General features: G+C 45.4%; 9 protein-coding genes. 7 read left to right on the forward strand and 2 right to left on the reverse strand.

Annotated elements, in window-relative coordinates; translation table 11 throughout:
- Window position 1 precedes the first annotated feature (1 nt).
- From uxaC (ACP4IT_RS02145) to ACP4IT_RS02160, 4 genes are all read left to right on the forward strand, one after another.
- Window positions 2-1,417 carry a glucuronate isomerase gene (gene uxaC / locus ACP4IT_RS02145; protein ID WP_114684444.1) on the forward strand — a complete coding sequence of 472 codons (1,416 nt, stop codon included), beginning with the start codon at window positions 2-4 and terminating at the stop codon, window positions 1,415-1,417.
- Between the two features lie 83 nt (window positions 1,418-1,500).
- A complete protein-coding gene (locus ACP4IT_RS02150) occupies window positions 1,501-2,463 on the forward strand; it encodes a sugar kinase (RefSeq protein ID WP_082265098.1) in 963 nt (320 codons plus the stop codon).
- Window positions 2,464-2,477: 14 nt separating this feature from the next.
- The gene (locus tag ACP4IT_RS02155; protein ID WP_082265097.1) at window positions 2,478-3,134 is read left to right on the forward strand and encodes a bifunctional 2-keto-4-hydroxyglutarate aldolase/2-keto-3-deoxy-6-phosphogluconate aldolase; all 657 of its coding nucleotides are present in this window, start codon (window positions 2,478-2,480) and stop codon (window positions 3,132-3,134) included.
- Window positions 3,135-3,324: 190 nt separating this feature from the next.
- Complete coding sequence (locus ACP4IT_RS02160) at window positions 3,325-4,662, forward strand: gluconate:H+ symporter (RefSeq protein WP_082265096.1); 1,338 nt, start codon at window positions 3,325-3,327, stop codon at window positions 4,660-4,662.
- Between the two features lie 191 nt (window positions 4,663-4,853).
- On the opposite strand, the gene ACP4IT_RS02165 is transcribed toward ACP4IT_RS02160, so the two are convergent.
- Window positions 4,854-7,349 carry a TIM-barrel domain-containing protein gene (locus ACP4IT_RS02165; RefSeq protein WP_226769755.1) on the reverse strand — a complete coding sequence of 832 codons (2,496 nt, stop codon included), beginning with the start codon at window positions 7,347-7,349 and terminating at the stop codon, window positions 4,854-4,856.
- A gap of 358 nt (window positions 7,350-7,707) precedes the next feature.
- Between ACP4IT_RS02165 and ACP4IT_RS02170 the strand changes: the two genes are divergently transcribed.
- The 3 genes from ACP4IT_RS02170 to ACP4IT_RS02180 all read left to right on the forward strand — a co-directional run bounded on the left by ACP4IT_RS02170 (window position 7,708) and on the right by ACP4IT_RS02180 (window position 12,063).
- Complete coding sequence (locus tag ACP4IT_RS02170) at window positions 7,708-9,126, forward strand: MFS transporter (protein ID WP_011666942.1); 1,419 nt, start codon at window positions 7,708-7,710, stop codon at window positions 9,124-9,126.
- Window positions 9,127-9,198: 72 nt separating this feature from the next.
- Window positions 9,199-10,626: a glucuronate isomerase gene (uxaC, locus tag ACP4IT_RS02175; RefSeq protein ID WP_011666941.1), complete on the forward strand. Its 1,428-nt coding sequence runs from the start codon at window positions 9,199-9,201 to the stop codon at window positions 10,624-10,626.
- Between the two features lie 165 nt (window positions 10,627-10,791).
- Window positions 10,792-12,063 carry an MATE family efflux transporter gene (locus ACP4IT_RS02180; protein ID WP_225350996.1) on the forward strand — a complete coding sequence of 424 codons (1,272 nt, stop codon included), beginning with the start codon at window positions 10,792-10,794 and terminating at the stop codon, window positions 12,061-12,063.
- A gap of 12 nt (window positions 12,064-12,075) precedes the next feature.
- Here the strand turns inward: ACP4IT_RS02180 and ACP4IT_RS02185 are convergent, their stop codons facing one another.
- Window positions 12,076-12,732 carry an HD domain-containing protein gene (locus tag ACP4IT_RS02185; protein ID WP_024855269.1) on the reverse strand — a complete coding sequence of 219 codons (657 nt, stop codon included), beginning with the start codon at window positions 12,730-12,732 and terminating at the stop codon, window positions 12,076-12,078.
- Window positions 12,733-12,886: the final 154 nt, after the last annotated feature.

A 12,886-nucleotide genomic window follows, 5' to 3' on the forward strand; every position in this document is an offset into this window, starting at 1 on the left:
TATGACTTTATTGAATGATGATTTTCTATTAACTACCGGCGTTGCTAAGAAACTATTCCATGAATATGCCCAGAACGAACCGATCATTGATTACCACTGTCATCTAGAACCAAAGGAAATCTATGAAAACAAAAATTACGAAAACATTTCTCAGATTTGGATCAATGAAGGGTTATATGGTGACCATTATAAGTGGCGTTTAGAGCGTGACCATGGCGTTCCTGAAAATTTGATCACTGGCGATGGTGACGACTACGACAAATTCGTAGCATGGGCCCAAACGATCAACGATTCATTAGGGTCCCCGCTGTATGAATGGACTCATCTGGAATTACGTCGCTTCTTTGGAATCAATAGTCGACTTGATCCAAGCACGGCAAAAGAAATTTGGGATGAAGCTAACCAACAACTGGCTACACCATCCTTTACTCCCCGCGCTCTGATTGCCCGCTCCAATGTTCAGGTGGTTGTCACAACTGACGCCCCAGAATCTGACCTAAAGTATCATGAACTGCTGGCTGATGAACATTTGGCATTCAAGGTACTCCCTGGAATGCGTCCTGATGAGGCATTCAATATTACCGCCGATACTTATGCCGACTATTTAAAGCGCTTAGGTGCCGCAGCCGGTATCACCATCTCGAGCTTCAAAACGCTTACTGCCGCTATGGCACAACGTGTCCAGTTCTTTGCCGATCATGGTGGTAAGATCGCCGACCTTGGCTTGAACACTTACCACTATGCTGATGCATCGGCTAATGATCTTGAAATCATTTTTGCTAAAGGCTTGGCTAATAAAGCCCTATCTACTGATGATCTTAATAAGTTCACGACTGCACTGGTTGAAACAATGATGCAACTCGCTCAAAAGCACGACTGGGTTCTACAATACCATGTTAATGTAGCTCGCTCACAGAACAAACCCATGTTCGATAAGATCGGTCCCAACACTGGTTTTGATTCTGTTGGAACCCAAGCTGACCTAACCGAACAAGTTCGCCGTTTATTCTACGATGCCCAAACTAAGGGGATTCTTCCGAAAACTATCTTCTACTCGCTAAATCCTAATGATTGGATGGCTATTGCTACCTTACTGGGTAATTTCCAAGAAGGCTCTGTACAAAAAATGCACCTCGGTGCTGGCTGGTGGTACAACGATACCCGTGACGGCATGGAAGATCAGATGAAACTTTATGCCAATACTGGTATGTTTCCGAACTTCTTGGGAATGTTAACCGATAGCCGTTCCTTCTTATCCTATCCTCGTCACGAATACTTCCGTCGTGTAATGTGTGACGTTATCGGGCAATGGGTCGCCCGCGGTCAAGCACCTAACGATCTCGAGTATCTCGGTAAAATCGTGAAGCGAATTAGTTACGAGAACGCCCGTAATTACTTCGGCTTCTTCAACGATTAAGTTTGCCTAGATAAAAGGGACGCGAATAGCTCGCATCCCTTTTATTTTTACAATCGACATCACCATAGAAAAGAGGAAGATACATGGCTGAATTTTTAACAATTGGCGAGCCCATGGCCGTCTTTGCATCGTCTAATATCGACAAAAACTTAGAAGATGCGACCGACTTTACAAAATTTGTTGCGGGCGCCGAATTAAATGTCGCCATTGGCATATCACGACTAGGGCACCGGACGGAATATATTTCATCAGTTGGTCAAGATCCGTTTGGTAAATTCATTCGTAAATCTATGACCGCGGCTGGCGTTGGCAACACCTATGTCAGTGAAGATGTTGACCATTGGACTGGATTTTATTTAAAGGAACGTGTTAGCCACGGTGATCCCGCAACCTTTTATTTCAGAAGGAACTCAGCCGCCGCTAACTTTGATGCAAACATTCTGGATATCATTGATTTTAGCGATGTTCAAATTGCCCATTTATCCGGGATCTTTGCTGCTCTATCTGATAATGACTTGGCTGTACTCAAGCGGTTGGGTCAACATCTAAAGCAAAACGGTAAGTTCATTACCTTTGATCCCAACCTTCGTCCCGCACTTTGGGAATCCCAAGCGCACATGGTCGCGACAACCAACGAGTTGGCTAAACATGCCGACCTGGTCATGCCTGGCATTCATGAGGGAGAAATCTTGATGGGTTCTTCTAATCCTCAAAAAATTGCTGATTTTTATTTGAATCAGAGCCAAACAACACAAACCGTCATTGTGAAATTAGGACCTAAGGGCGCCTACATCAAACAGAAAAATGGTAATGCACAAACCATCCCCGGTTTTCATGTTAAGAACGTCGTTGATACGGTTGGTGCTGGGGACGGTTTCGCAGTTGGCCTAATTTCCGGATTATTAGATGGACTGCCAATTAACAAGGCCGCTCGCCGTGGTTGCGCAATTGGTGCTTTAGCTGTCATGAGTCCTGGTGATAACGATGGCTACCCAACATCGGATGAACTTAATAGCTACTTGCAGAATCAACAAATTACAGAATAGGAAGGCTAAAATTTATGAAAAGAGCAAACTTATTACAAAGTATGATTGATACTGGTGTGATCGCGGTAATTCGTGCCGAAACCCCAGAGAAGGCCATTAAAGTTGCTGATGCTGTGATTGCCGGTGGTATTACAGGTCTAGAACTGACATACAGCGTCCCGCATGCTGACACTGTCATCAGTGACTTAGTTGGGAAGTATTCCGATTCTGACGTTGTTGTCGGAGCCGGCACCGTTCTAGACGCCACTTCCGCTCGATTAGCCATCATTGCCGGTGCCCAGTTCATTGTTAGTCCGACTTTCGACAAAGAAGTCGCGCTAATGTGTAACCTCTATCAAGTCCCTTACGTTCCTGGAACTTATACCGTTACTGAAGCCCAAGCCGCTTTGAAGTATGGCTCTGAAGTTGTTAAATTATTCCCCGGTGCGATGGCTGGCACTGTGGCCATCAAGGAATATCATGGCCCATTCCCATACCTAAATGTCATGCCATCTGGTGGCGTCAATGTTCAAAATATGAGTGACTGGTTTGCGGCTGGCGCCGTCGTTGTTGGTGCTGGTGGTGGTCTAACAGCTCCGGCAGCCAATGATGATTTTGCTGACGTCACTCAGAACGCTAAGAAATACATGAAAGAGTATAAACAGATTCAAGCAACCTTTGTGAACATTTAGAAATCTCATCAGATACTGCATTGTTTTTAAATTTTCAGAGTCTTTAGTCATTGAAAGTTCCCCACGATTGTGAGATTTGTTGGCCTAATTATCTAACACATCCATTTAAAATCGGGGGAATTCTTTTTATGTTCGTTTTAGTGAACTAGTCTGCTTTTTTCTTTCTCTAAATCCTTAGGAGGTTTTACCGTTGGGAGCAAATCTACTGGCTTTAACCTGGGTGGTTGTTGGTATCACCCTATTAGTTTTCATGATTGTTAAATTAAAAATGCATAACATTGTGGCCTTACTTATCTCTGCTTTATTTATTGCTTTTGCAGAAGGAATGTCTTTAACCAAAATCGTCCCTACCATTGAGACCGGCTTAGGCGGCGTCCTGTCCACACTCGCACTCATCGTTATTTTTGGCGCAATTATTGGTAAATTGATGACCGAATCAGGTGCATCTCAACAAATAGCTGATACGATTGTGGCTAAAATGGGGATTAAACTTTTGCCATTTGCTTTACTAATCATTGGGACCATCTTCGGGATGTCAATGTTCTATGAGGTGGCTTTCTTGATTACCGTTCCGCTAGTAATTAGTATCGCTCAAGAAGCAAAGATCCCTTACATGCGTCTAATCATTCCAACTATTGCGGGCGCTACTATGGGCCATAGTATTTTCCCACCCCAACCTGGGCCCATGGCCTTAGTCACTGCATTCCATGCAGATATTGTGCAGGTTTATATATTTGGTTTCATTGTCATAGTACCAACCATCATCTGCTCCGGTATTTTGATTCGTTACTTTATCCCCGGATTGAATGACATGCCCTTAGGAAATGTGATGAAGCCCGCTCAAAAGCGGCCGGCATCAGATCTTCCGAGCTTTGCAATTAGTATTCTCGTTCCACTTCTACCAGCCTTAATGATGATCATCGCCTCAATCTGTAAGCTCTTTGTCAGTCAAAACTCGCTTATATATAAGCTGGCAACTTTCATTGGTAGCGCTGAAATTAGTATGCTCATCACTGTTTTAGTCGCTATGTGGGTCTTTGGCTACCGTCGTGGACAAAGCGAAACCCAAATTACAAAACATCTGACCGCTGCCATTGAAGGCATTTCAAACGTTCTTTTAGTCATCGCCGCTGGTGGCGTCATGAAACAAGTCATTATCGATACGGGTATTGGCTCGCGGATTGTCAGTTTGGTCGGCCATTTTCCCGTATCACCACTTATTCTTGCATGGTTGATTACCGTCCTAATCCGTATTTTAACTGGTCAGGGAGCCGTCGCCGCAATTACTGCTGCCGGTATTGTGGCACCCATGATTGCGGCCTTTCATGTCAGTCCTGTTCTCATGGTCTTAGCTTGTGCTTGCGGTAGCAATACAACTACTTTAATGTACGATGGTGGTTTTCTCTTGTTCCAACAATCATTCGGCATTTCTCTCAAGGATACATTTAAGACATGGGGCGCCCTAGAATTCGTTAATTCTTTCGTTGGTCTACTCGTTGTACTTGCATTAAGTTTAGTTGTTAAGTAGTTCAACTGTGACATACCGGGTTTCTATATATTAAAAGGCAGCTGGTAAGAATTTTTGACTTCTTACCAGCTGCCTTTATTTATAGCAGTCTATGCCCATCTTGTGTTTCAAGTGACTAACCTATAGTTAATATCTACCCGATTAAAAAATGCACCAATGACCTATTAAACTCAAATTATGAGTCTACACAACTAAATCGAAATTAAATCCTTCACACTAAAGTTAACCTTTACGGCATAACCAGCCACTTCGGGATTAGCATATTTAATTTGAACCTGGCGACTTTCGCCATCAAAGTACCAACCCTCAGCGGCATTCGCGAACTTAGCCGCATTGAGGTACCGTGGCAAGGATTGGTCGGCTAAATCAACACTTAACGGCGCAATCTTCGGACAGCAAACTGCTAGTGCCATGGTTTTAACTTGCGTTTGATACTGGCCAACCCGACTAAAATCAATCACAACGCCGTCAGCTGTTGCCGTCGTTTTGATGGTCGTTTCTAAGGTTTCGCCTTGGCGGTAATTATTTGTTACTCCGTCATCTTCATACACCACAAATTCAGCATCGCGACTTGGTTCAATTAACACATCCAGCTTGTCGATCACGTCATTATGCAGGTTCATCAGTCCCTTACTTTGAGGAACGATGCTCCCGGCTTTCAAGAACATCGGAATGCTCCCTAAATCTACCGGAATCGTGATCGTCTGACCACCCGTATAATACTGGGACGTCTTCAGATCTAACCAATCCACTCCCGCTGGCAGGTAGACTGACTTAGCGGTTTGACCCTTGTCAACAACGTTAGCCACCAATAACGAAGCGCCTAACATAAATTCAAAACTTTCTTCCGCCACCTGCGGATCGTCTTGGAATTCATAAACTAATGGCCGCATGATCGGTGAGCCTTTCGTTGAGGCTTCATACAGCAGTGAGTACAGGTACGGCACCAAAGAATACCGCAACTGAATTGCTGCCCTGATGTACTTGGTGTAAGCCGGATACGTCCAGGGTTCTGTGACCGTATTATCATTGTTGCAAGAGTGAATGGAGAATCTTGGCTGGAAAATACCATTTTGAACCCACCGAACAAAGAGTTCTGGTTCAGGTAGCGGGCCATCGAACCCACCAATGTCACAACCCTGGTTCGCCACTCCTGACAACCCCATGCCTAGAATAGTGGGAATATTATATTTCACATTCGTCCAGCTCGTGTAGTTATCACCAGCCCACGTTTGGGCATACCGTTGAATGCCGGCAAATCCTGCTCGGTTGACTAGATACGGGCGAACCGTTGCGTCATAACGATTAATGGCATCCTTAGCTGCCTTAGCCATCATCGTCGGCATAATCGGCTTTAGCGCACCAATCGTGCTCTTTTGTCCTTCGGCATCCACTACGGCCTGCGTATCATTGATTTCATACTCGTTATTATCATTCCAAATCGAGGTAATGCCAATTGATAGCAAGGCCTCCGTCATTTTTTGCTCCCAAGCATCCCGACCATGGGGATTGGTAAAGTCAACAAAGTGGGCATCGCCACCCCAATACTGGTCGACTTGGCTCCCTTGACCATCGGGCGTCTTGATGTAAGCATCCTTTTCCATAAACTCATCGGCTAATGGGTGAGTCACCAGCATCCCTGGTTTAATATTGGGAGCTAACAGTGCGCCGCGCTTCTTGAGTTCCGCCACAAATTTTTGTGGATCAGGGAAACGTTTCTTATTCCAATTAAAGACGTACCGTTTGCCATCCTTGCCCGAGGTATACCCCGAAGATAGGAAGAAGCCATCACACGGAATCCCGTTTTTCTTACACGTATCGATAAAGTCCAGGATGGCTTGATCGGCATCCTGATCCAGTTCCGTGTAAAACATGGTTGAGCCCATATAGCCCAGCGATGGCAATGGCATCATGGCTGATTTTCCCGTCAAATCCGTATAGTGCTCGACCACTTGCTTAATGGTAGGGCCACCAATGAAGAAGACATCTAGATCGCCACCATCACACTGGAAATAACTGTAACGTAACCAGTAGTTACTGTGTTCACAGTCCATATCAAAGACCGAGTCGTGCGTGTTGTTGTAGTACAAGCCACTCGCGATATTAGTCGTCGTGTTGAAATCAATATAGAAGGGAATCATTTTATACAACGGATCTGACTTAGCGGCATTCCAACCTAAAGAATCCGTGTTGTGCATGCGCATACGCCGTTTAAATTTATTAAGTTTGCCGGACTTCTCACCAAATCCGTAAAACTTATCGTGATCGCCCATGGCACTGTAGTGGAAACGACGACCTAAATCATCCTGGACAAAGGACCGTTTCACGAGATCCTTATGCACCGTCACACCATTTTGATCTTTAATTTCAAAATAGAAAGGCTCTGCATGAATTTCCAACGTGTAGCGACCGTTTGACACCGTATAACCGTCAGCCGTTTCCGTCAATTCAACCGCAATCGGGGTTACCCGTTGCCGCTCGTCAACGATTAGGTCATCGGTTGCATCCGACCACGCCGTCTTAACCAGTGCGTAGGACTCTTCTGGCGCGAAGTCATCATCAAACGTTCCCCGGATGCGAATAATATTCTCATCTAGTAAGTAAATTCTAAACTTTGCGCCGTCTGTAACTAAATCAAGATACTCATGATGGTTGGTGATACTCAGCAATTTTGAGCTAACTTTCATAATGCGCCTCCAAAGCAGGTTAGGTGGTATATCAGAAATGTGTCTCTAGTGATACTTTAAAATCTTTTGGAAGCGCTGTCAACCATCTTTTTAATAATTAAAGGTCACTATCGATTAAAGTATAAACGTTAATATAACGGGATTGGTTAACCATTTTTTTAAATAAAGCCAATTTTATTTCACTTCGTGATTTTTGTCATTTATCCTTGAAAGCGGTTTCTGAACGTGCTATTCTGTGGATAGCTTATATATCAGTTTTGAAGGAGATTTGCCTATGAGTTAAACGTCTAACCGTATTTTGCTTTTATCTAACAACCTGTACCCTCATCATAATTTATATTTTAGGAAGTGTCAGACATTGGAAAAAACACAAAAAACCATCACTGTGGCTGCTGCGCCTTTCAATATTAAAGACCGAATTGGCTACATGTTTGGTGATATTGGGAATAACTTCTCCTTCAACATCATCAATTCCTTCTTAATGATTTTCTACACCAACGTTTTAGGGTTAACGGGGGCCCAAGTAGGGATCCTCTTCTTAACCGCCCGCTTCGTCGATGCCTTTGCCGATATCACGGTTGGCCGGTTAGTCGACAACAGTAAGCTACATAAGAGTGGGCGCTTCAAGCCATGGATTAATCGCATGAAGTATCCCTTACTCATTGCCTTTATTCTAACCTTCGTGCCGATTGTTAAGGACTGGGCTTTGCCAGCACGACTCGTCTACGTCTTCATCACGTACTTGGGTTGGGGAATTTTCTACTCCTCCGTCAATATCCCTTATGGTTCAATGGCCTCTGCCATTAGTGGTGATCCTAACGATAAAACCTCACTGTCAACATTCCGGGCCATTGGTTCCGCTGTTGGTAGTGCCTTAACCAGCTATATTGTCCCAATGTTCATCTATATCGGCGCCTCACAAAAGATTTCTGGCAGCCGCTTCTTCTGGGTTGTGGTTGGCTGTGCCCTGATTGCCTGGGCCTGCTACACGCTGACCACCGCACTGACTACCGAACGGGTACGAACTGAAAAGTCCGAAAATGTACCTTTAGCTAGCGTTGTTAAAGGGATGTTTGAGAACCGGGCACTGGTTGTTTTAGTTGTCGTGGATATTTTAATCGTCATCAACCAAAACCTCTCAGGAACGCTACTGACTTACCTGTTTAATGACTACTTTAAGGATACCAAAGCCTTAGGGATTGCTTTGATCTTCAACTTTGCTACGGTTATTTTACTTGCGCCATTCAGTACCTGGATGACCCGGACTTTTGGCCGGAAAGAATGTTCGATTGTGGCCTTATTTATTGGAGCTGCCATTTATGGAACTTTAATGATCGTCCACACCCAAAGCTCCCTGTTCTACTTGGTTATGTTATTCTTTGGTTCCTTAGGTGCCGGGGTCTTCAACTTAATGGTTTGGGCCTTTATTACCGATGTTATTGATAACCATGAAGTCTTAACGGGTGTCCGTGAAGACGGTATCGTTTACGGGGTTAACTCATTTGCCCGTAAAGTTGCCCAAGCAATCGCCGGTGGTTTCGGTGGTTTCATGTTGACCTTCATCGGTTACAAGTCCTCCACTGGTGGTGGCGCTGATCAAACGACCACCGTTATTAACCATATCTACACGTTAGCAACTGGTGTCCCAACGGTCTGCCTCTTCTTAGCCGGCTTGATCCTATTGGTCTTCTACCCACTGAGCAAGAAGCGCGTTAATGCCAATGCTGCTAAATTAGCTGAAATTCACGCAGAAAATGCCGCTGAAGAAAATAAATAAGCGCCTGACCATCTAACAAATGAAAGCGTTTAATTTATCAAAACCATCTGTCATAGAAAGAGGAATTTTATCATGACATTATTAAACGAAGATTTTCTATTAACCAATGAGCCTGCCAAACGGCTCTACCACGAACACGCCGAAAAAATGCCGATCATTGATTACCACTGTCACCTAGAACCAAAAGACATTTACGAAAACAAGAATTACCCAAACATCACCCGTATCTGGTTAAACGATGGTAGTTTGGGCGACCACTACAAGTGGCGATTGGAACGGGCCAACGGGGTCCCTGAAGACCTCATCACCGGTGATGGCGATGAATATGACAAGTTTCTAGCTTGGGCGGGCACGATTGAAAAAGCCATTGGCAATCCTCTATATGAATGGACCCATTTGGAACTGAAGCGCTTCTTTGGCATCGATGAACCTTTTACCACCAAAAATGCTCCGGCCATTTGGGAAAAAGCCAATGCGTTGTTAAAGACTGACGACTTCAAGCCACGGAATTTAATCAAAAAGTCTAACGTTAAAGTCGTCTGCACGACTGATGATCCTGCTTCTGATTTGCATTATCACCAACTGCTCAAGCAAGAAGAAGCAACTAACGGTTTCAAAGTCTTGCCAGCAATGCGGCCGGATAACGCCCTACGGATTAATCAAGGGGACTACGACGCTTACCTGCGCCAGTTAAGTGACGTCTCTGGTGTCACGATTACTGATTTTGATTCCTTGGTTGCCGCTTTGGCCCAGCGCTTTGACTTCTTCAACTCATTAGGCGGTCACCTCTCCGATCATGGTCTCAACACGTATCACTTCCGGAAGGCTTCCAAGCCTGAATTGAACCAGATCATTGATAAAGCCCGTCAAGACAATCAAAACCTCAGTGCGGCCGACATCGACGGATACCAAACGGCCCTACTAGAAGCCCTAATGCGCTTGAATAAGCAATTTGGCTGGACCATGCAATTCCACGTCAATGTTTTGCGCAATGCAAATGGTCCTATGTTCCGCAAATTAGGTGCCGATGCCGGTTTCGATTCCATGGGTTCACAACCAGGCATTGCCGGTGAACTGATGCAATTAATGAGTGATATGGCTGAGGAAAATAATATTCCTAAAACGATCTTCTTCTCAACCAACCCGAATGATTGGCTCGAATTAGCAACGGGGATGCAAAGCTTCCAAGGTGGCGTCACTCAAAAGATGCAGTTGGGCTGTGCTTGGTGGTTCAACGACACCCGCGAAGGCATGCATGACCAACTACGAATCATGGCGCAACAAAGTCTCTTGCCAAACTTCGTGGGGATGCTAACCGATTCGCGGAGCTTCCTTTCCTATCCACGGCACGAATACTTCCGTCGGGTTCTCTGTGATCTGATCGGTGAATGGGTGGTTCGCGGTCAGGTTCCAGACGATGACGCTTATCTTGGCAAGATTGTCGAAGATATTTCGTATAATAACGCCCACGATTATTTTGGTTTCTTTGACCAAAAGTAAGGCGCAACCGACTAAAATTTTTCAATGAATAATGGGGAACTACCGGTGTATGACGGTGGTTCCCCATTATTACTATCCTGTATTCAAGGAGTGATGGCATGAATCAATTAGATCTAACGACTGGTAGTCCCCTGCGACGCTTACTTTTATTTTCGTTGCCCTTAATTGGCGGGTCACCTCTTCCAACAACTCTATAACTTCATTGATACGCTGATTGTCGGCCGACTGATTGGCATTGATGCGGTGGCCGCAGTGGGGGCCTACTATCCCCTTAGCTTTCTAATTCTAGGATTCGTTCAAGGCAGTTGCATTGGATTTAGCATCCCCCTGTCTCAAAGCGTGGGCGCCAAAACGGCCACCACCACCCGGTCTTATTTTACCAACGGGGTGTGGTTAAGCGGTGGGCTATGCCTCCTGCTGACGCCACTGATGATTTTAGGCACCAACTACTTCCTTCAATGGCTGAACACGCCCAATAACATCCTAGCAATGGCCGAAACCTTTACACTAATTTCCTTCATCGGCATCCCCGCCAATATCTTATTTAATTATTCGGCAGCGGCCCTACGCGCTTTTGGTGACGCAATTCACCCGTTGCACTTCCTCGTATTTTCACTGATTGTGAACGTTGTTTTAGATTTACTGTTCATTTGTCAGTTTCATTTAGGCATCGCTGGCGCTGCTTGGGCAACGGTAATCAGTGAGTTTATCGGCGGGTTACTGAACCTCTCGCGCTTCTTTTGGGGCCAGAATCAATTAAAACTAACGTCGTCTGATTGGCGGATTTCCTGGGCCAAGCTCAAACGCATGTGTGCCATTGGCCTACCAATGGGGTTCGAATATTCAGTATCCGCCATCGGGGCCATTATCATGCAAGATGCCATCAACCAACTAGGCTCAGCTATCATGGCAGCACAATCGGCCGCTGATAAGATTCGTCAATTGTTCACGCTCCCCATGGAAAGTGTGGGCGCAGCGATGGCCACCTATCAAGCCCAAAACTTCGGTGCCCGGAATCGGGATCGGATTAAGCGGGGCATCTTAAATGGTTGTCTCATCCAAATCATCTATTCATTTGGCGCCTTTGGCATCTTATGGTTCAGTCGACGGGCCTTAGTCACTGCTATTTTAGGTAACGGGTCACCTACCACCACCGCAAGTGCCCTACAATATCTCACCATCATTGCCTTCTTCTTCCCAGTGCATGGTTTACTAATGATCTTTCGGAATACCATTCAAGGCTGGGGCCACAGCTTTTATGCTATCGTCTCCGGATTTGGTGAATTGGCCGGCCGGCTGGTCGCTAGTCTATTAGCCCTGACGCCACTTGGCTTCGTCGCTATTTGCTACGCCAATCCATTAGCCTGGTTGATCTCCCTGATTTATTGTGGCTTCATTTGCCGATTTATTAGCAAGCGTGGTCTACTTAAGCCATAAAAAAACAGGGGCCTAAGCCTCTGCGTTCCATTCTGCTTTATACTCTGCCAAGAAATCAAGCATGACTTGTTGGCGGTGTTCAGCCAATTTTTTAGCGGCTGTCGTATTCATCAAGTCCTTTAGCGTCAGCAGTTTTTCATAAAAGTGGTTGATGATAGTTTCATGATTAAGATTGCGATACTCCGCGTGAGTCATGGCTGTCCGCGGTTCTACCGCCGGATCATAAATTTTCTCACCAAAGTGACCGCCAAAGTAAATGGCTCGTGCAATGCCGATTGCCCCAATCGCATCTAAGCGATCTGCATCTTGCACAATTTGGCCTTCTAATGGCAGTGGCTTGGCTGTACCATCCAGTGTCTTATGGTATGACATATTATCCATAATCAAGAAGACCGTGGCTACCTGTTCAGCGGTTAACCCTTGTTGGTTCAAGAACTGCCGCACCTCGTCACTGGCCGCGACAGTATCTGTGACCAATTTTTCGTCAATCACATCGTGTAAATAAGCGGCCGTCAGTGTTAAAACCCGATCGGCTTGCGGGTAGGCCTGTACCAAACGATCCGCCAACCCCACGACCCGTTGAATATGGTCGAATCCGTGGCCCGTCTCATCATCCCCCATTTTGGCTTGTGAAAATTGCCGCACTGCTGCTAAAACTGTCGTTGTCATCCGTTTTCCTCCTTGCCAGGGCTACCGGTTCGCCCTAACGTCTGCCTCTATTTTAGCATACCACTGAGCAAAATTTAGTCACCGTTCCATAAAGGGCGTTCACATTGACTTCCCTTAGCGATAAGCTTACGATGTAATCGATTTCAGACTCGTT

Source organism: Levilactobacillus sp. LN180102 (genome assembly GCF_050106635.1).
GTDB classification, from domain to species: Bacteria; Bacillota; Bacilli; order Lactobacillales; family Lactobacillaceae; genus Levilactobacillus; species Levilactobacillus brevis.

Bases quoted from the DNA above. Each gene is read 5' to 3' on its own strand.
- ACP4IT_RS02155 (WP_082265097.1), top strand. From the start codon at position 2,478: ATGAAAAGAGCAAACTTATTACAAAGTATGATTGATACTGGTGTGATC.
- ACP4IT_RS02165 (WP_226769755.1), bottom strand. From the start codon at position 7,349: ATGAAAGTTAGCTCAAAATTGCTGAGTATCACCAACCATCATGAGTAT.
- uxaC (WP_011666941.1), top strand. From the start codon at position 9,199: ATGACATTATTAAACGAAGATTTTCTATTAACCAATGAGCCTGCCAAA.
- uxaC (WP_114684444.1), top strand. From the start codon at position 2: ATGACTTTATTGAATGATGATTTTCTATTAACTACCGGCGTTGCTAAG.
- ACP4IT_RS02150 (WP_082265098.1), top strand. From the start codon at position 1,501: ATGGCTGAATTTTTAACAATTGGCGAGCCCATGGCCGTCTTTGCATCG.
- ACP4IT_RS02185 (WP_024855269.1), bottom strand. From the start codon at position 12,732: ATGACAACGACAGTTTTAGCAGCAGTGCGGCAATTTTCACAAGCCAAA.